Origin of the sequence: Chryseobacterium camelliae (assembly GCF_002770595.1) — a bacterium.
Classification (GTDB): domain Bacteria; phylum Bacteroidota; class Bacteroidia; order Flavobacteriales; family Weeksellaceae; genus Chryseobacterium; species Chryseobacterium camelliae.
The window spans coordinates 3,472,942-3,493,385 of sequence record NZ_CP022986.1; the positions used below are offsets into that span (position 1 = coordinate 3,472,942).

Genomic DNA, 20,444 nt, shown 5'->3' on the forward strand with positions numbered 1-20,444 from the left:
AAATTAATGTAAAGGTAGGGTAAAATAAAATGTGGAACCTTCGTTGACTTTGCTTGACAGTCCGATAGTTCCATGATGCTGTTTGATGATTTCAGAACAGATGTATAGGCCGATGCCCATACCCTGAAACTGGAGTGAAGATTCTTCAACACGGTAGAACTTACTGAAAACGGCTTCCTGCTTGAATTCCGGGATACCGATCCCAAAATCTGTAATGCTCACTTTTACGCCTTCATCATCCACAAACGTCGTTACGATGATCTGCTGGTTTCTCGGTGAGTATTTGATGGCATTGGACAGAAAGTTAATGAGGACCTGTTCGATACGTATTTCATCAAAAGACATGATCATATCCGGCCTGGTGCCATGGCGCTCTATACGGATGTTATTCTCTTCATGCGTCTGCAGGATGGTTTCAATGGAATTGTGGATTACGGTCTCCAGATTACCCGGCTTCTTATTGATTTTCAGTTTGCCGTTTTCTATTTTGGAGACATCCAGGAGATCATTGATCAGGGTATTCAGTTTTTCAATCTGCGTAAGCGCCTTCGTGACGAATCCGGCTTCCGAGCAGGAGTCGTCCAGTTTCAGCTTGCGTTCCAGCAACTGGATGTATGCTTTTATACTGGTTAATGGTGTTTTCAGCTCATGGCTGGCGATACTCAGGAATTCGTCTTTCTCCTTTTCCACTTTTTTCTGGTCCTCGATATCCGTAAAGGTACCGACCCAGTTTTTGACGGCATTACTTTCGTGTACCGGAGACATCCGGAGCAGATGGTAACGGTAGTCGCCGGATTCCCTGTTCCTGAGCCGTACTTCAAGATCCAGCGGCTTTCCTCTCTTTCGGCAGAGGTCAAATTCTTCCTGTATATTAAGGTCATCCGGATGGGTTTCCGGGAATTCTTTATCTGAGGCAGCATATTCATACCAGCGGGCATTCACGAAATCAACTTTCCCATCTTCATTCAAGATGAAAGCAATCTGAGGAAGGGCTTCCAGCATAAGGTGAAAGTAATCTATCCTCGACTTCATGTTTACCTGCGATTCCCTTCTCCCTTTTACTTCCAGCTCCAGACTTTGCTGTGTTTTCTTCATGGCCAGGTTCTGCTCCTGAAGGTTATAATAGGTTTTTACTTTTAAGAGCAGGATTTCCGGATCGATAGGCTTCGTTACGTAATCAATACCTCCGGAAGCATATCCGCGGGTTATAAATCTCTTTTCGGTATTTACTGCGGATAAAAATATAATGGGGATCTCTTTGGTTTTACTGTATCCGGCAAATGTTTCTGCCACTTCAAAACCATCCATGTCCGGCATCTGTACATCTAAAATAATCAGTGCATAATTATTTTTAAGTGCTTTTCCTAACGCCTCTTCCCCGGAAGTGGCTGTATCTACCTGGAAATCCCTGGATTCCAACAGCTTTTTTAGGGAATAGATGTTGTTTTGATTATCATCAACAATTAAGATCATAAAGGGTAAAAAATAGTCTATGATTAGTAGTGGTTACTTAAGTTTCCAAAAGTAGTCACAGTAACAGCAAAAATTGGGCTATTTTTAACAAAATCTTATAAATTCAGTAAAATATTGTTAAATAAAAGTCTCAATAAGGGACATTATTTGTAAGCCCATGTGCTGATGCTTAATCTTATCCGGGATTTTCTTACAGGATTTTTTTACTTCTGAATCTGTGGAATTTCTCCTGAATTTAAAAGCAGCAGGCCATCCCGCTTGTTTTTTTAGTCAGAATAAATGTAGTATGGACTAATCAAAGGATAATCGGTAAAGGTTAATCCTGGGATTTGTTTTTTGCTTTATTCTTACTGATCCATTTATACAAAGTGGTTTTTGGAATGCGGTATTCCTCTACGATTTCCAGCTTCGTCTTCTGTCCGGATTGTAACAGCTCCAGAATGTAATCGATCACCTCCTGGGTATAGATATTCTTGCGGAATTCCGGGAGTTTGCTTTTATGGGTCTTTGTCTTATTAGGGTTAGTCTCCTGTGGTGGTACGGGATATAAAATCAAATGTTGACTGTAAAGCCTGAAAAAATCGTGTTTAAGAAGTTTACTCCACCTCAGCAGCACTTCAGTTTTAATGCTTGGAGATTCGTACATCAACTTGATGTCTTTTTCTTCCAGCTGTAGAAAACCACAGATGCGTGACATTTCCAGTCCGCTTTCCTCCACTTTTTTCTTGATCAGCTTTCCGATATGCAGTGTTTTAAAATCCATAGGATACATATATTAAATTCATTAATCATTGCAGTAGAATTGCCGGCGCCTACTGCAGAAGAGATTTCTTCATCATTGCCGGAAAGTTTTGGTGAGAGTTCAAATATAATGTGTAAGATGGTATTACTGACTTATAGCAATGCTGGTGTTGTTAAGACTATCATTTGATTCAGGATCTATCATTTTTTAATCCTAAATAGTTTAACCGGTATTGTAAAATCAGTGCACAAATTTAATTATTTTACAATAATACACAATTAAAATTCTGATAGGGATCCATTAATTGATAGATGGTAAGAACTGCCTACGTATTATATTGTATTGCTGAAAAGCCTTTCAGATATAAAAAGTCTGCGCTGCCTGGGCCATATTCTGGGACCGGATCAGATGCAGCAGCCTTATGGCGGCAGTCATTCCCATTTTGAAACCGTCATTGATCAGGCATTCATAAGATAGATCCAGGTATTTGGGCAGGGTCCCTTCGCTGATGGCTACGACTTTTACACTGTTGCCGCGGATATTTTTCTTGATCAGCATGCTGTGCAGGCCTGCCAGTGTTTCATCACTCATGGCAAAAAAGCCGTCGAAATCCTCATAATCCAGAAGGATGTCCAGTTTATCTTTTACGGTGTCCGCTGAATTGCAGTATACCAGCTTGTATTTGATATCAGGAAACCTGCTGATTTCTTTCAGGAAAAAATCTTTCCTTACCTGTGTCATCTCCAGGTTTTCATCCCCGAATACTGCAAGGACCTTTCTGCAATCTGCTGCTGCCAGCTGGTCTGCTGCCATGACCATATTCTTAGCATTATCAAAAATAACCTCGTCATATTCCTTTTGCGGTAATGTCTTATCAAAGATAACGGCAGGAATTCCCATGGCTTTGATCTTATCAAGGTGGTTCAGGTCATGGGTATTCCGGGTCAGTGAAATAATGATGCCGTCTACTCTGGAGTTGATGCAGGTAAGAAGATTTTCTTCTTCGATCTGATAAGACTCTTCAGAAGACAGCATAAAGAAATGATATCCTTCCTTATGGAGTACCGATGAAATGCCTTTGATGATGGAAGGAATGAAGAACATGGAGATTTCAGGAATAATCAGACCAATAACTTTGGAAGATTTTTTCCGGAAGTTAATGGCAAAGTCATTGGGAACATAATTAAACGTCTCTGCTGCCTCTTTTACTTTCTGTTTTACAGCACTGCTGATATCCGGATGGTCTTTTAGGGCACGCGATACGGTAGAAGTGCTGATATTAAGCATTTCAGCCAGGTCTTTTATGGTAATTCTTTTCATTTTGGGTTAATAGAGACAAGTTTTGGGTGAATTTAGCAATGATTTATCAGGTAATCTGTGTTAAAAAATGTTAATTAATAAGAGTGTTAATGTTAATAAAAAGTTAAATTAAAAATTTGTTATCAACCGCAAACGATTGCGCAAACGGTTGAATTTAATACAGGGTTTAGATACCGTTAAAACTGCATTTTGGACAAGGTAAAAAAAATACTTTTAGACCATAACAAAAAAACTTCAGCAAGATATGGAATCAAAAACATTTACCAGATTGCTTATTTTCGGCGCAATGAATACCGCAGCATTCATGTTTGCCCAAAATACTGCCAATGATACCATTACCAGAGATAAAGCCATTGACGAAGTGGTGATTACGGGGAATGCCAATCCAAAGGCTTCTATTAAAACCAGTACTTCCATTTCCACATTGAAAATGAAAGACATTGAAAATGCAGCGCCCAGGACGACCGCAGAAATTTTCAGGACGATCCCGGGAATCCGTTCGGAATCATCCGGCGGGGAAGGGAATTCCAATATTACCGTGAGAGGGGTGCCGGTGTCTGCAGGAGGATCTAGGTATCTGTTGATTCAGGAAGACGGTTTGCCGGTGATGCAGTTCGGGGACATCGCTTTCGGGACTCAGGACCAGTTCACACGTTTTGATTCGTTTGTTTCCCGTGTGGAAGCCTTACGAGGAGGTTCAGCATCGGTATTTGCCAGCAATTCTCCGGCCGGGATCATTAACTTTATCACTAAGACAGGCGAGAAACAGGGCGGAAGCATCATTCAGCAGGTAGGCCTGAACTACAGGAATTACAGAACTGATTTTGATTACGGAGCGCCGATAGGAAACAATACCTTCATCAGTGCCGGCGGATTTTACAGGGTAGGCGACGGGCCGAGAAAGACGGGATTCAATTCCAATAACGGAGGACAGTTCAGGATTTCATTGCTTAAAAAATTTGAGAACGGAAGCTTCAGGATCTATGCGAAAGTCCTGGATGACCGTACAGCAGCCTATATGCCCATGCCTGTTTCTGTAACCGGAACAGACAGCCATCCGAAATGGTCTTCAGTATCAGGTTACAATGCACTTACCGGTGCTTTGCAGACCATCAACCTTCAACACGACAGGACCGTTGGAGGCAATGGCAATATCCTGGACAGTGATATTTCAGACGGGATGCATTCCGTATCCAAGGCAATCGGCGCAGAATTCAACTATGACCTGGGAGACGGGTGGAAATTTGAAGAAAAAATGCGGTATGCAGCTAATGGCGGACAGTTTATAGCCCCGTTCCCAGCGAGTGTAGGAACAGGAACAGAAATCCTTTCTACTATTCCGGGATATGCCAGAGCGGTATACAGCGGAACCAATACAGCGGTGGATATGAATGCTTATTACATGAAAATGCACCTGTTCAATGTAACCCTGAATAATTTCAATAACTTTTTCAACGATTTCAATTTCAGCAAGAAATGGGATGGGGTAAAACTCAATGCGGGACTGTACAAAGGGCTTCAGAATATCAATATGTCATGGGTATGGAATACCTATCTTCAGGAAGTCAGCGATAACAATGCAAGGCTGATCGATGTATACAATGCCGCAGGAACAGCCATAACAGACCATGGATTGCTGGCGTACGGTGTTCCGGCATGGGGCAACCTAAACAGGAACTACAATACCAAATATGATGTAACGGCACCGCATGCCCAGATTGAAATCAATGCAACGGATAAGCTGACGATTGATGCAGGCGCAAGGTATGACTTCGGAAGGGTGTCGGGAAGTTTCTCCGGAGTAACGAATACCAAAACGGTGCGTGATATGAACGGCAACGGCGTTATCGATATTCCTGAACAGAATGTAGCCACCAATGACAATATCAATGTTCCGGTAAACTACAGATACGGAATCTTCGGATATTCCGTAGGAGCCAACTATGCACTGAATAGCCGTAACGCGGTATTTGCAAGGGTGAGCCAGGGCGGAAGTGCTTCTGCAGACAGAATCCTGTTTTCGGGCTATAACTATACGAATAATGATGATCCGGCACTGGACGCTGTAAAAGTGAATAAAGTCAACCAGCTGGAAGCAGGGTATAAATTGAGAGGTGCTCAGTATTTCCTGAATACAACCCTGTTCCTTGCCAATACTACAGAGGCTAATTTTGAGGCTACTACACAAAGAAAGACTGAGAATAAATATCAATCTTATGGTGTGGAACTGGACGGATACTACAAAATCAGCAGGATGTTCGATATTAAAGCAGGACTTACCTACACCCACGCAGAAATCAGAAATGCACTGGACCCTGCCATCATCGGAAATATGCCAAGAAGAACACCAAAGCTGATGTATACGGTAAACCCTAATTTTAATGTTGAAAAATTAAGTGTTGGGTTCTATCTCATCGGTGTAACCAAATCCTATACTCAGGATTCCAATAAGCTGATGATGCCGGCTTATGCCATTGTAAACCCTTATATCTCTTACCAGGTGCTGAAAAACCTTTCCGTAGCCGTTAATGGAAATAATGTATTCAATACCATTGCCGTAACCGAAGCCGAAGAAGGTTCTCTAGTTGGCGGTAACGGAATCATAAGAGCCCGTACTTTACCGGGAAACAGTTATAGTGTAAGTGTTAAATTTGATTTTTAATCACGGACAGAACCAGGCGGAATAACAGGCTTATTCCGCTTTTCTAAAAAATATACATATGTTCAAGGAAGAAGCTTTACATGTGATCAGGAAATCGGTCACGGAAGAAGGTTTGCTAGCGTCGGCGCAGCAGAAAGACAATTACGCCAGGGTGTGGGCAAGGGATTCTATGATGACAGGGTATGCCGGAATCCTGGTGAATGACGGTGAAATTCTTTCCGGATTGGAAAAATCTATCCTGACACTGGCCAAACATCAGGCCGGAAACGGGCAGATTCCTTCGAATGTGGTTCAGGGAAAAGCCAGTTTCGGAACGCATGTCGGCCGGACTGATGCTACGACATGGTGGGTAGCCATCACCTGTGAATATCTGAAGGGATCAGGGAACTCTTCGTTAGAGGATCAACTGAAAGAACCGCTTTACAGGGCACTTTCATGCCTCAAAACCTGGGAATACAATCAGCGCGGATTGGTGTACAGTCCGCTCGGAGGCAACTGGGCAGATGAATATGTAACCTCTGGCTATACACTTTATGATAATGTCCTCAGGTACTGGGCTTTAAAAAATGTTGCTGGGCTTTATGAAGATGATGATTTAAAAGACTTAGCGGAAACAACCAGACAGCTGATCCAGGACAATTTCATAAAAAATGAATCCGGCATAGCCAGATACCACGAGACGGCCTATGCCAGAGCTTCAGCAAAACCCTATTTCTGGGCAGCGTTGAACGCGAACGGATATGACGAACGTTTTGACCTTGCCGGGAATGCACTGGCGCTGTACCTTGATTTTGATCTTGATATCAATGCTTTTTCAGATTTTCTTACTGAAATAAGCCAGGAGTTCAGCCACTGGATGCTTCCTGCTTTCTATCCGGTGATTTTTCCCGGTGATGATGACTGGAGACTGCTCGAAAACAATTACAGCTACAGCTTTAAAAATGAGCCATACCATTTCCATAACGGAGGCTCGTGGCCCATTTTCTTGGGTTGGCTCTCCCTTGGTCTGAAAAGAAAAGGCATACAACATATCCCGGAACAGATTCTGGTACAGTATGAATCCCTGATGAACGAAAAGGGGCATCATTTCAGAGAGTATTATTCGACGGACAAATTATTGCCGCTCGGAACCGAGCAGCTTTGTTTTTCTGCCTCAGGATACCTGATGATGATCCGGGAACCTGCTGCCTTAAACCCTTTATAACTGATAAGATGATTGGTGATATTATAGAATTGAATGAAACCCATCTGGCCACTGCCGGAGAAATATTGGAGATCCTGAAGAGGCAGTTCCCGTTAGCTCAAAAACACAAAATTGCTGTTGGGATTGCAGGTGAAAGCGGAAGCGGCAAATCTGTGACCGCTTTTGCCCTTCAGAAAGTGCTTCAGGAAATAAACATCAAGAGCCTCGTGTTGCAAATGGATGATTATTTTACGCTTCCGCCCAAAACCAACCATGAGAACCGCCTGCTTTCCCTGGAAAATATAGGTCCTCATGAAGTGAACCTGAAAAAGCTTTCCGGAAATATAAAGGATTTTAAGAAAGGAATGCCAATAATAGAAAAACCTCTGGTCCACTACCGCGAAAACAGCATCCGGACAGAAGCTTTGGAGGTTGAGGAATGTAAGGTGATCATTGTGGAAGGGACGTATATCCTAGAACTTGAAGATTTTGATTATAAAATATTCATAGACCGCAATTATAAGGACACCTATAAGAACCGTATGCAACGGAACCGTGATGAACAGAGCGACTTCGTAGAAAAGGTACTAGATATAGAGCATCGTATCATCCGGAATTTTAAAAATAATGCCGATCTTATCCTCGACAAAAACTATCAACCGGTAATTCCCCAATAGCCATGACAAAAAGAATCATTCCCCGCCTGAGCTTCTGGCAGATCTGGAACATGAATGTGGGCTTTTTCGGTATCCAGTACAGTTTCGGCTTGCAGCAGACTGCTGTAAATCCTATTTATTCATTCCTGGGTGCCCACGCCGAGCAGCTGCCCATCCTCAACCTCGCCGGACCGATCACCGGACTGCTGATACAGCCTCTGATCGGGGCTATCAGTGATAAAACCTGGAGCAACCGCTGGGGAAGGAGGAAGCCTTTCTTCCTGTTGGGGGCGGTATTGTGCAGCCTGGCCCTTTTTGCCTTTCCGTTCAGTTCCACCATCTGGATGGCTGCCGGACTGCTCTGGATTCTTGATGCCGCCAACAATACCGCGATGGAGCCGTACCGTGCTTTTATTGCCGATAAGCTTCCCCAGGAGCAGCAGACCTTCGGGTTCCAGATGCAGAGCCTCTTTGTGGGAGCCGGGATCACTTTAGCGAATTTATCACTCTTCATATTCCAGAAATACCTGGGTGGGAACTCCGCTAATGGAGGGATTCCGGCATGGGTATATTATTCATTCTTCCTGGGATCTTTCTGCTCCATAGCTTCCGTTGCCTGGTCGGTGTATAAAACGCCTGAAATACCTCCAACCGAGGAAGAATTGGAAGAACTTAAAAAAGCCAGGGAACAGAGCAATTTCTTTACGCCGTTTGTGGAAATCATTACGGCGATCCGGGAAATGCCCAAGCTGCTCTGGCAATTGGCGCTGGTCTATCTCTTCCAGTGGTATGCCCTGTTTTGTTACTGGCAGTTTATCACGCCTATGCTGAAATGGTCATTGTACGGGATTACTGAATCCGACGAGCAGAAAGCAAACCATATCGCAGAATTAACCAAAAAAGGAATTTCAGTAGCAGCATCAGACCTGTCATGGACCAAAAATATTCTTCACACCGTAGAAGTTGCGGTAGGGCAGACCGGGCTCATGAATGGTTCTTATAATATCATAACGATCCTGTCAGCATTGCTGCTCGTACCCTTTGCCAAAAAATTCTCTACTAAAAATACCTATATCTTCTGCCTTTTCCTTACCGGTTTGGGGGTTGCGGTACTCCCGCTGATTAAAAATGAATACCTGATCCTGCTGCCGATGGTCGCCCTCGGAATCGGCTGGGCTGCTATGATGGGACTGCCGTATTCTATGGTTTCGCCGGCCATACCGGCTGATAAAAGAGGGATCTATATGGGGGTGATCAATATGATGATTGTGATTCCGATGCTGATCCAGACGCTGTCATTCGGGTTTATTTATCATACAATGCTTGGCAATAATCCTTCGTTGGCAATCGCTCTGGCAGGGATCCTGTTTCTGGTTGCGAGCGGATGTGTATTTTTCATGCAGGTTAAAGAAAACAAAACTCAGGGATAACCTGATTAATATATGGGAATGTGTGTAAAATCTCTGAGGAGGTTATTAAATCCGTCTTGCTAAAGACGGGTTTGTTTTTCCCATAGCTTCCCAATACTGACGGATTGCCGGTGTTCTGTAAAATCGATACATTTGGGCATGGATAACAGGAACCGCGGTAAGAATACCGGTGATGACGGATTGTTCGGGACTGGGAAGCAGCTTGAAAAACTGAGGGCGGCTGTTCGTGACATGCATTATCTGCTCAGCCGGGGGTATCCTGAGAAAGCATCTTCGGAACTGGCTGGCAATCGCTACAGGTTGAAGACACGCCAGATCCAGGCACTCCGCGGAGCGTCTGCATCTGAAAGCCAGCTTGAAACCAGGAGGTCAAAACAGCTGGAGATCCAGGGCCTGAAAAATAAAATGGTGTTTCTTGACGGATTCAATGTCCTGATTTTGCTGGAAAGTCTGCTTTCGGGAGCCTATATTTTTGAGGGGCTTGATGGTTGTTTCAGAGACCTTTCCGGTGTGCACGGAACATACAAAAGGGTCAATCAGACGCTGAGGTCAGTGGAGCTTGTTGCTTCATTCTTTAAAAAATCGGGAGCCTCAAAACTGATCTGGATTTTTGACCAGCCGGTTTCCAACAGCGGAAGAATCAGACAGATAGTGACGGATTTTGCCAGCGAACATGATCTCAACTGGGAGGCAGAACTGCAATTCAATCCTGATCAGTTTTTAGCGGAACAGGCGGAAATCGCAGTTTCTTCCGACGCCTGGATCCTGGATTACTGCAAAAGCTGGTTCAACCTGATCGGATACCTGATCCACGAAGAAAAACTTCCTGTAAACTCCGTAACACTTTTCCATGATGAACCTGTTTGAACTCTGCATCCGGCATGTGTCAGAAGAATGGAAGCTGAAATACGGAGCCATTTTAGCAGAAGAGCATATCCAGGCTATGGAATTGAACATCCGGAAATTCAAATCGGGTAAAGGCAATTGGAACCTGCCTTTTTTCGACGAGGAAATTAACATCGACCGTGACAAAAGTTTTATTGTCATGACAGAGGTTCTCGAAGGTCCGGATGAAGCGGAAGTCAAATGCCGCCAATTAGAAGAAATTTCCTTTGAGCACTGGCTGAATGTACTGGGGCAGAGGATAACCTCAGCCAGCCTCCGTGATGAAAAGGCAATCCCTCCGCTCAGGTCTGTGCTTATTGAAGCCTGCCAGACTCCGTACAACAGTGAAATTACCCTTGCACAAAGGGCATGGGAAAAACATACCGGAAGGCTTAATGATCCGTTCTGGGGAGAAGTGAAAGGCAATAACCATCAGAAACAGCAGCTCGTAATGGATAAAATCAACCATATCCTTGGCCATACAACCTGGTGGAATGTGTTTTATCACTATAAGCATGAATTGGTTTTTGAAGTCAGGGAACAGGAAGGACACGGCATCCGCTGGAGCAATGGTGGCTGCTTCCTGATCGGTTTTCTGGAAGGGTTTATCACTGAATGAAAGGAAACAGATGGATGCGGGTCTGGGTATTAATTATAATATATAATAATGTTTTAATGTGTGATCATGCTTTTCATAAAAAAAGAGTTTTACAATGCTGTAAAACTCTGATGTTTAATATTTGCAGGCAATTGCCTTTTCTCATTCTTACAAGCTCCTGATTCCCGCTTCCAGGGCCAATTCGATCATAGGCTTAAGTGCTGTTTCGCGCTGGTCCGCAGAAATATTCTCATGCGTCGGGATAATATCGGAAACCGTGAGGATGGTCGCTGCATTTTTCCCCAGGTGCTGCGCATTGGCAAACAATCCGAAAGCTTCCATTTCTACGGCAGGGCAGTGATGCTTCGTGGCAATGGCCGGAATGGCCGGATCCTTCCTGTAAAAAATGTCGCTGCTGTGGATATTCGTCGCTTTTGCCGTTAAAGACATTTCCAGTGCCGTTTCATTAATAGTATGGAAGATATTCCCCTGATGGGAAAGGATCTCATCATCAATGTCCCAGGCATATTTCGCATAGGTGCTTTCACTGGCAGCATATTCAACATTCAGGAGGTCAAAAACTTTTAAATCTGTGGTATATGCACCGCAGGTTCCGATCCTGATGATGGTATCCACTTCATATTCCGTAAACAGCTCGAAAGAATAGATCCCGATACTCGGAAAGCCCATTCCGCTGGCTCCTACAGTAATTTTTTTCCCTTTGTATAAACCTGTGTAATAGAAAATACCTCTGGTCTGGCTGACCAGTTTAGCGTCTTGCAGGAAATTTTCAGCAATATATTTTGCGCGTAGCGGATCACCCGGCTGTAAAACAACTTTGGCAATTTCCCCTTTTTTTGCACTGATGTGGATACTCATAATTTTTTATTTCAAAGGGCAAAGATAGTAAATATGAGAATAGTGGATGCTCGATACCGCTTCCGGGAGCATTTTAACGGAAGGTTTGTTAATTATCTTCTGGGTACCTTTTAAAACTGACGATTCAAAAGTAATTATGTCTATTTTTGTTAGATGACGGAAAACAGATCCCCATTTCTAGATACTTTATTTCTGCTGCGGAAAGATGAATACATGACGGTTTTTACCGGCCTTCAGGAAATTCCTGAAAATGAAATCCAGGAAGCAGCGGATTATTTCGGATCCGAATTTGAGAAAGAAAGACTGGAATTTTTATCGGCTGAAATCCTCTATGATCGGGATGCTGCGGTCTGGGCAGCTAAAATACTCTATCACAGTGCTCAGTTATATCTTGTTCGTAAAGATACTTCCATGGATCTGATGAAATTCATTCCGGAGTATACCGGTAAAACAGATGTCTCAGCCATCCTTTCTGCCGATCTGTCGTTAAGATTTCTGCCGCAGGTACTGTATGCTCTTCAGACGGCTGATCCGGAAGATCCGCTGATTGCATTGCTGGAAAAGATTTTGACCCGGTTTCATTATTCAGGCATCGGAGCAGACCTGGATCTTCAGAATGCCAATTGGGAAGAAGAGCTGGAAGATCCGACCTACCGGAAGCTGTACCTGGAAAGGATCGTGGGAAAAAAAGCGTACCAGCTGGCTGAGGTTCCGTATATCAATCAGTTGCTGATGGCGGAATTCGGGATGTATAAAGATATATTCTGGAAAGAACTGAAAGATAGGAATCATTAAATCTTCCTGCTTTGCTGTCATGAAGTCGTCTTCAGCAAAAACAATGATCAAAAGGAAACTGTGCTTTTTGCGTTTAATCATAAAATAAAGGTCAATGACTCAAACTATAGAAAAACTAAACCGTGTCCTCAGCTATATTAAAGATACCTTTGTAGGAAAAGACGATGTGGTAGACCTGCTGGGAATCTCTTTGCTGGCAAGGGAAAATGCATTTCTCTACGGACCTCCCGGAACGGCAAAATCCGCCATTGTAAGGACCCTGGCCAAAACGGTAAAAGACGGGAAAAACTTTGAGTATCTCCTGACACGATTTACGGAGCCTAATGAGATTTTCGGGCCCTTTGACATCAGGAAACTGAAAGAAGGAGAACTGCTGACGAATACGGAAGGCATGATGCCCGAAGCATCCATGGTTTTCCTGGATGAGATCTTCAATGCCAATTCCGCTATTCTGAACTCGCTTCTGATGGCACTGAATGAGAAAATATTCAAAAGAGGGAAGGAAACCAGGCATCTTCCTGCGCTCATGTTTGTGGGAGCGAGCAATGTCCTGCCTGAAGATGAGGCCCTGAATGCATTATTCGACCGTTTCCTGATCCGGATCAATGTGGATTATGTACATCCTGAACTGCTCCAGCAGGTGCTTTTAGCCGGAAGAAAGCTGGAGAACAATACTGAAACGGATGTTCCTGAAATCCTTTCCGGCGAGATCCGCGCATTGCAGGAACAGTGTAAAACCGTTGACCTCAAACCGGTATACGAAGTGTACCTAAATACAGTTATCAGCCTTAGAAATACAGGAATTGCCATCTCTGACCGGAGGGCGGTAAAAATGCAGAACCTTATCGCAGCCAGCGCCCTGATCTGCGGAAGGACTGAGGCCGTACTTTCCGATCTGTGGGTACTGAAGCATATCTGGGATACCGAGGAACAGATAGAAATCCTTGAGGGGATCATCAACCGGACCATTGAGAAAGACGCCCATCCGAAATCCCATCCGCAGGCCCTTCAGAATAAAACGCCGAATCCTGAAGAAGTGATGAAAGATGTGAAAATACTCGTTGAAAAATGGGAGGGCGGACCGCTGAGCTTTGAAGAACAGAACGTAATTAAAGATAAATTGAGATACCTCCAGACCCGCTGCGACTGGATCCGCAATCCTGAGCAGAAGCAGTACATCCAACAGGAAATCGAAAGTCTATGGCAAAAGATCCTTCAGAGCATATAAAAGAATTCCGGGCAGAAATTCCCCGGGTGAATGAAGATTATCTGGGAACCATTCGCGACTGGCAAAATGTGCAGGTCGCAGTTGAAGATGAAGTGATCTGGCTCAAAGGTTTTACCGATGAACAGGCTGCTTCACCGGAGCTCCGGCAGCTTCCTGGTTTTTTGCTGTACGAATTGCGTGACGGCCTTTTATTCCGGAAAGATGCACTGGTCCCCAGTAAAAAGATGAGGACAGTATTGCTGTGGAACCCGATTGATAAAGCTTTGCGCCTGACGTTCCCTGTTTCCAACAATAATTTTTTCGGCATCGACGGAAGAATTGAGGTAAAATTGGTACCGGGTGGAGATGAGCACGCTGCAATAGCCCTGATGAGCCCGATGGCGGAAATCAGAAACAGCCTTATAGCTTTGCCTAAATTCAAGCTGGAAAGGCTGGACTGGATCGTTATTGATGACCAGGCATTGTTTATCGGCACTCCGTTGCTGGGTTTTCCGGGAAAAGCATACTGGTCAAAAGACAGCCATCTTCTGCCTGCCGGTTTCGATTTTGAATATACAAACCTGAGCCTGATGTTGCAGAAAAAATACAATGCAGATTCGGAATCCTGGCTTCTATGGAAGGAAGACGGAAGCGTCCTGTCGCTCAGGAAAAATGACTTCCGTAAGCTGTCCGTAAGCTCTTTCCGTCTCACCGAAAAATCACAGGAATGGATATAATTGCTTATTTCCAGTCGTACAGAGGCTATTTCTGGGAGTGGACCACTGATGAAGACGTTCCCGATGATACCGGCTATCATGAACATAACCTGATTTCCATTCCGAATGCAGGAGCCATTGCCTACCGGCCGTATATCATCGAAGTCCTGAACATCCTGAAAGAACAGGGGCTCCCGCCTTTCGGTGCCCTGTTGCTTGTTCTGTATGCAGTCCAGGAAGGACACGTAAATCAGGATGGCATCTTCTATTATTTGAAAAGGACCAATCATGAAGGATACGGACAGGAGACTGGTAAAGATATTGAATCGGCGATTCATTTTTTAGAGCATTTAAGTCAGATGGAAAGTGCTTTGAAGAAAGGGCAGAATAAGATCAATCTGTTGCAGACCCTGTTTAAGGACAGCCACAATCAGCTGTCTCCGGTAAGCTCTGAATTGATTATGAAAAGGTTTGAGAAAAGCCCAGTGATCATTTCCAAGGCCGCAGAAAAAAGGGAACTGACTCAGGCTGTTATCAACAGGGATCTCAAAACGCTGGCGCTGCTCCACCATCAGTTCCCGACCACAGAATCTATTGTTAATGCTGTGAAAGGCATCGCTGTTATTCCGGAACTTGAAGATAAAGTCGTTGAGGAAGAACCGGTCATTGAAACCGGTAAAGAATTCGTACAGGAATTGATCGAAGAGCCGAAAACATTCCAGGTCGGAAGCCTGGTCAAAAGAATCTGGAGCGGTTTTAAAATCCCCATGCGCCACCTTTCTCCCGGGGAACAGCCGATTGGCGGGATTTCAGACATGACGAACAAAGGGGACTTCAACAGGATGCTTCTGTCTGAATTTGCCCATGAAGAAGAGGTTTTTATGAACCGTGTTGCCAATAACGAAGCCCTGTATATCCAGCGGGAAATCCCGCCTGAAGAAAATATTTTTGAGCGGGTTATCCTGATTGATATTTCCCTGAAGAACTGGGGTATCCCAAAAGTTTTGGCATTTGCATCGGCAATTGCCGTTATCAAACATCCGAAAGCCCATTCCGAATGCAGGGTTTTCGTCCTGGGGGAACACAGCATACCCGTTTCTCTGGACACTGTTGAAGAAGTGATCCGGAACCAGAATGCAGTAAGCCCTGTGCTGGACGTTTCAAATGCCCTGGAAAAGTTTTTTGAAGAAGAACATGCCGGAAGGGACCTGGAAGTTTTTTTCATTACCAGCGAGGAAAATGTACAGGACCACCATATGCAGAAGGCCATCCATGAAAACCGGGATCGGCTGAAATTCCTGGTGACGACTTCCGCAGACGGGGAGCTTAACTTTTATAAACACCATAAAGGGACAAGAAAGCATATTCAGAAAATCAAACTTCCACTTCGGGAGCTTTGGGCGCATCCTCCGAAAAGGAACAGGATTTCCGGAGGAGACGGAAGCGGTGCTAAAACAGCAGTTCCGGAAAATTATCCGTTGCTGTTTCCTACGCCTAAAGACCGTATTGAAACCTTTTTGTATGAAGGGGAATTTTATATTTTAAGCAATAAAAAGCAACTGCTGAAAACATACCTGTCAGACAACTACTACAATAAGAATATCTATCAGGATACCAGCATCCAGAAGGGTTGTGAGGTGATCAAAGAGAATATTTCGGTAAAGCCCAGGGGACAGTTTGCGCTGGCCAGGAACAAAGCCGGAAATTATATCCTGGCCCAGTACCAGCCGGATAAAAAAAGCATCTCCAGGCTGGACCTGACGACAGGCGAGTACTCGGAACTGAATCTGGCCGGCCTTGATATTCCTTTGAATTTTTCACTGATCTATTTCAGTAAAAGCTTTTTCTTGTACGGACTTCAATATGACAAGATATTCAGGATTAACCTTGAAGGAAACCTGTCTGCCGAAGGAACCGACAATAACAGCGAAATCCGTAAAAGTGTATTCAAAACCGAAATGGAACTTAACAAACTCAAAAATAAGGGGACTAAAATTTTAAATAATTTTACCGGTATCGGAATCAACAATGCCGAAGAGCTGGTGATCTCAAAATTTGCTTTGCAGTTCCATTCGGAAAACGAATACCGGCTGGAAAAGAATTCAGTAAAGATAGAGACTGAGGCCCATCAGGATAAGAATAAATTCACTTTCAGCGACGGAAGTGAGGTGATCACAGACCATCGCGGAATGCTCACATTGATCAGCAGCAATAAAAGCATTCCCACTTTTTATATGCCGTCCACCCGCGATGGTTACATAGCACTGGCTACGGAAAAAAAATTCGGAGGATCGGAATATTACCTTCCGAAAAAATCGAAACTGATGATCAGGGAAATGGAAGAAATGTATTTCGTATATATGCAACCCTTTATCAAACATATTCTGGAATATGGAGCTTAGAATACACCCTTTTCCGAAAAATACGTACCCCAGAAAAGGGCTCCTGATCAAAGGGGCTTCACCCATGGTCTGGCTGCATGAGATGGAAATACTGGGGATAGACCTCACCATGGTCCGCTCATTTCCCGTGCCCGCCAATGAACCGAATAGGCTGCATGGATGCTTCCTGGTTTTTCAGCATGAAGCTCCTGCCGGGATCGGGAAGAATGCCTATTTCCAATGTGTGGATGATCAGCTTTTCATTCCCGAATATACCCTTTTTTACCCTAAAGTGTCCCCGGAAGAATGGAGCGCTGCCGGTGCGGAATTCCTGCTGATGCATCCGGAATTCGGGATGGTGAAGCTGAATGAAGAGATTGACTGGCTCTCACTGATCAGCGATCCTCTGCCATCAGAAGCAACAATCAGGAAACCCTCAGCCGGTGTGAAGATTCCTCAGGAAATTAAAAGCTATGCCGTAGAAACAGACGATGAGAAAACACTGGAAGCCCTCCAGAAATCCGGGACCGAGCAGGAATGGATGAACAATCTTCCTTTTGATCTGCAGAAAGTGATGAACGGCAATAAAAAGGAAATTGAAAAATACCTGAAATATATTGAGAAATACCCTGAAAGGGCTGTTGATCTTGGCGTGCCGCTGGACGTTACCGGGACTTCCCGGGGTGACGGCTTCGCAAAATTTATATTTAGCCATTCCTGGATTGAAAAGTTGTTCGGAGGAAACCGTGAAAAAGAGGATGTATCATATTCCGGCAGATACCGATGGATATTCTGGGTATTCCTGATCGTTGTTGGGCTCGCAGGACTTATTACTTACTTAAACAAAGAAAAATCCTCTCCTGAAGAGACCGGATCTTCGGGTAAGATTTCCGGAAAACCTGATGAAAATATGATGACTCCTATGGTTGCTTATCAGTCCGGTGTAACCGATATCGATATGAAAATCGATTCCATCTACGGAAGAAAACGGAAAGAACTCATGAGGGAACACCTGAAAGCCAGCTTCAGCAGGAAAAATGAACAGAGCTATGAGGCATACCTGAAGGCCGGCGGCAGGCCGATCGATAAGATTCAGAACGATATAGCAAAGCTGAATGAACGGACCGATGCCGCTACCGATTCACTAAGAAGAGTCTACCGTAAAAAAATTGTTACCTACTTAGTGAAGAATGAACAGGCATTCAGGAAAAAGATTGCAGATTCCCTCCAGAAAACCGGTTCCGGAAAGCCTGCTGCTGAAGGGGTCATAAAGAAAATACTCAAAAAGAAACAGATGCTCGTAGAAGACTCACTGGGACGGCTCTATGGAACCAAAGATTACCTGGAACCTCCGGCTGTTAATCCTGAAAAGGCCTTACATTCTCAAAACAAAGGAACATCAACTGATCAGGAGCACAGTATTTCTTTCACAGAGATCTTCTGGCTGATCATTTCCATGATCGGAATGGTAGGGCTGTATTCATTTGTAGTAAAAAAGAGAAGCCTGAATATCGGTGGAGATCATGTTCCGGCCGGGATCAAAATTTTCCTGATGCTGGTACTCGTAGCTATGGTAGCCTATATTTTCTACCCGCTGATTGCAATGTTCGGATACAACTGGTTTGTATGGTTCCTGATCATCTGTGTGGTCCTGCTCCTGTACCGTTTGTTCAGCGAAGACAAAACCATTTTAAAATCAGATAAGGATGAATAAGCAGAGGTTTATCAATAAATTCATCGCAGCATTTTTCCTTCTGGTCATCATTAAGGTCATCGGGATCCTGGCACAGCTGTTCCACAAGAGCTTCTGGAGTGTTGTAGGTACATTGATGCTGTTCATTGTGATTGCCCTGATCTTTTTCGTTGTCCTGCTCCGGCTGGAAGATAAAGAAAAAGAAAAAAGTGCATCCGGACGTACCAGGAAATCCGGCAGTGGGAATGCCTATGTGGAATCTTCCCTTTTCGACAGGATAAGGAATACTTATGAAGAGCTTGCCCAGAAATACATCACAGAAAACGACTATAGGAAAGCGGCCAGGGTCTACATCAACCTGCTCCGGGACCATTACCGCGGCGCCAAAGCACTGGAAGAAGGGGGATGGTACAGTGAAGCGGCTGTTATTTACCTTAAAAAACTCAAAAATAAACCTGAGGCCGCCCATTGCTACGAAAAGGCCAGACAGTACCGGAAAGCCATTGATCTTTATAAAGAACTCGGCCAGAAAGAAAAAGTAGGGGACCTGTATCTGGAAATGAATGACCGTAACCATGCCAATGCCTATTATCAGATGGTTGTAGATGATTATGTCAGCAACAACCAGATGGTAAAAGGTTCGCTGATCTACCGGAAAAAAATGAACCTGCCGGATCAGGCTCAGGAAATCCTGCTCAAAGGCTGGGAAGAAAACCGCGATGCCTTTAACTGCCTGAATAACTATTTTGCCCAAATTACTGATGTTGAAAAGCTTCAGGAGCAGATTCAGGAACTCTACTACAAGACTCCTTCAGATCGTAAAATCATTTACCTGGAAGCCATGAAGCATGAATTCAAAAAAGCTCCAGAACTTCATGCAGCTACCAGAACTATCGCCTATGAGATTATCGCTGAAAAAATAGCGACTCATTCAGAAATCGTGAATGAACTGAAACATTTCAATCCTAAAGATGAGATCATCCTGAAGGATATTTCGAGGTATAAGACGGGTAGGAACAGGATATTGAAGGGTGGGTGATGATTGACAGGCTTGATAAATTTAAAGATTTAAAGATTGAATAATTTAAAGATTTAAAATTGAGAAATTGGTTTTTGAAAGGAGTTTTTAGGTAATAAAAGAATCGTGTTGTTTAAATCCAAATGGCTTTGAGAACCTCAGCTACCAGGTTTGTTAAAAATTAAAATACCCCACCATAACAGGAAAAAGATTTATCTTTGCACCAGTATAATGATGACAATACAAAGCACACATATCTGTTTAAATCTCTGCGATCGCCCTGTAGGAAAGGGATCGTTTGCATATGACTGCATGATATCAGATGAGGTGAACTGTGCTTGCTTTGAAAATTATTGACAATAATCCCGTAAAATTCAAATCAAAATAAAACAGAAACGCCTCAGACAACGGGGCGTTTTTTGTGTTTTTAAGGCAGAAATTATTTAGAATGATAAAAAATAACCATACAAGTGAAAATTTTTTAACAACCAATGAACAACTAATACGAAAATAGAGCGTGATCAGTAAACCCGATGAGAGACAGTCATTTAGGTAAAAAAGGATCTGCGGTGAGCCGCGGACAGGAAATTTTTATGCTAAATTTTGAGTTTAAATTACTGATTATCAAATGTTTATATTAAAAATATATTTGCGGATGTGGAAATTTCGTCTTTACTTTGCAACCGAAAATTGAAAACAACAGATTTCAGTCTTTCACAAACTTTAAACAAGAACAAAACAATGAAACATTTACATACCCTATCTGAAATGAACTCAACACAGCCCGGCGGGCAGCCGAGAGGTCA

Annotated in this window: 16 protein-coding genes; 12 read left to right on the plus strand and 4 right to left on the minus strand. The window is 43.7% G+C overall.

Going from position 1 to position 20,444, the window contains the following annotated elements; translation table 11 throughout:
* Positions 1 to 3: 3 nt before the first annotated feature.
* From CGB83_RS16090 to CGB83_RS16100, 3 genes are all read right to left on the minus strand, one after another.
* Positions 4 to 1,473 carry a sensor histidine kinase gene (locus CGB83_RS16090; protein ID WP_100076725.1) on the minus strand — a complete coding sequence of 490 codons (1,470 nt, stop codon included), beginning with the start codon at positions 1,471 to 1,473 and terminating at the stop codon, positions 4 to 6.
* A gap of 316 nt (positions 1,474 to 1,789) precedes the next feature.
* Entirely contained in the window at positions 1,790 to 2,236 is a 447-nt protein-coding gene (locus CGB83_RS16095; RefSeq protein WP_100077623.1) for a recombinase family protein, read from the minus strand.
* Between the two features lie 336 nt (positions 2,237 to 2,572).
* Positions 2,573 to 3,535 (minus strand): LacI family DNA-binding transcriptional regulator, encoded by a 963-nt coding sequence (locus CGB83_RS16100; RefSeq protein WP_100076726.1) that lies wholly within the window; start codon positions 3,533 to 3,535, stop codon positions 2,573 to 2,575.
* Between the two features lie 244 nt (positions 3,536 to 3,779).
* Here CGB83_RS16100 and CGB83_RS16105 point away from each other — a divergent pair, with 244 nt between their 5' ends.
* From CGB83_RS16105 to CGB83_RS16130, 6 genes are all read left to right on the plus strand, one after another.
* Positions 3,780 to 6,197: a TonB-dependent siderophore receptor gene (locus CGB83_RS16105; protein WP_100076727.1), complete on the plus strand. Its 2,418-nt coding sequence runs from the start codon at positions 3,780 to 3,782 to the stop codon at positions 6,195 to 6,197.
* A gap of 58 nt (positions 6,198 to 6,255) precedes the next feature.
* Entirely contained in the window at positions 6,256 to 7,401 is a 1,146-nt protein-coding gene (locus CGB83_RS16110) for a glycoside hydrolase 100 family protein (RefSeq protein ID WP_100076728.1), read from the plus strand.
* A gap of 8 nt (positions 7,402 to 7,409) precedes the next feature.
* Positions 7,410 to 8,057 carry a uridine kinase family protein gene (locus CGB83_RS16115; RefSeq protein WP_100076729.1) on the plus strand — a complete coding sequence of 216 codons (648 nt, stop codon included), beginning with the start codon at positions 7,410 to 7,412 and terminating at the stop codon, positions 8,055 to 8,057.
* Between the two features lie 2 nt (positions 8,058 to 8,059).
* Entirely contained in the window at positions 8,060 to 9,466 is a 1,407-nt protein-coding gene (locus CGB83_RS16120; protein ID WP_100076730.1) for an MFS transporter, read from the plus strand.
* 138 nt (positions 9,467 to 9,604) lie between these two features.
* Positions 9,605 to 10,333: a DUF434 domain-containing protein gene (locus CGB83_RS16125; RefSeq protein WP_100076731.1), complete on the plus strand. Its 729-nt coding sequence runs from the start codon at positions 9,605 to 9,607 to the stop codon at positions 10,331 to 10,333.
* Entirely contained in the window at positions 10,317 to 10,970 is a 654-nt protein-coding gene (locus CGB83_RS16130) for a hypothetical protein (RefSeq protein ID WP_228419969.1), read from the plus strand. Before CGB83_RS16125 ends, CGB83_RS16130 begins: the two co-directional genes overlap by 17 nt.
* A 147-nt stretch (positions 10,971 to 11,117) precedes the next feature.
* Here CGB83_RS16130 and deoD read toward each other — a convergent pair whose 3' ends face one another.
* A complete protein-coding gene (gene deoD / locus CGB83_RS16135) occupies positions 11,118 to 11,828 on the minus strand; it encodes a purine-nucleoside phosphorylase (protein ID WP_100076732.1) in 711 nt (236 codons plus the stop codon).
* 153 nt (positions 11,829 to 11,981) lie between these two features.
* Here deoD and CGB83_RS16140 point away from each other — a divergent pair, with 153 nt between their 5' ends.
* The 6 genes from CGB83_RS16140 to CGB83_RS16165 all read left to right on the plus strand — a co-directional run bounded on the left by CGB83_RS16140 (position 11,982) and on the right by CGB83_RS16165 (position 19,659).
* A complete protein-coding gene (locus CGB83_RS16140; RefSeq protein ID WP_100076733.1) occupies positions 11,982 to 12,623 on the plus strand; it encodes a hypothetical protein in 642 nt (213 codons plus the stop codon).
* 94 nt (positions 12,624 to 12,717) lie between these two features.
* Positions 12,718 to 13,851 carry an AAA family ATPase gene (locus CGB83_RS16145; protein WP_100076734.1) on the plus strand — a complete coding sequence of 378 codons (1,134 nt, stop codon included), beginning with the start codon at positions 12,718 to 12,720 and terminating at the stop codon, positions 13,849 to 13,851.
* Positions 13,824 to 14,567, plus strand: coding sequence for a hypothetical protein (locus tag CGB83_RS16150; protein ID WP_100076735.1), 744 nt, complete (start codon positions 13,824 to 13,826; stop codon positions 14,565 to 14,567). Before CGB83_RS16145 ends, CGB83_RS16150 begins: the two co-directional genes overlap by 28 nt.
* Entirely contained in the window at positions 14,558 to 16,948 is a 2,391-nt protein-coding gene (locus tag CGB83_RS16155) for a hypothetical protein (RefSeq protein ID WP_100076736.1), read from the plus strand. The genes CGB83_RS16150 and CGB83_RS16155 overlap by 10 nt, the downstream gene beginning before the upstream one ends.
* Positions 16,938 to 18,641, plus strand: a complete 1,704-nt coding sequence (locus tag CGB83_RS16160) for a hypothetical protein (RefSeq protein WP_100076737.1) — start codon at positions 16,938 to 16,940, stop codon at positions 18,639 to 18,641. Before CGB83_RS16155 ends, CGB83_RS16160 begins: the two co-directional genes overlap by 11 nt.
* Positions 18,634 to 19,659: a tetratricopeptide repeat protein gene (locus tag CGB83_RS16165; RefSeq protein ID WP_100076738.1), complete on the plus strand. Its 1,026-nt coding sequence runs from the start codon at positions 18,634 to 18,636 to the stop codon at positions 19,657 to 19,659. The genes CGB83_RS16160 and CGB83_RS16165 overlap by 8 nt, the downstream gene beginning before the upstream one ends.
* The last annotated feature ends 785 nt before the right edge of the window (positions 19,660 to 20,444 follow it).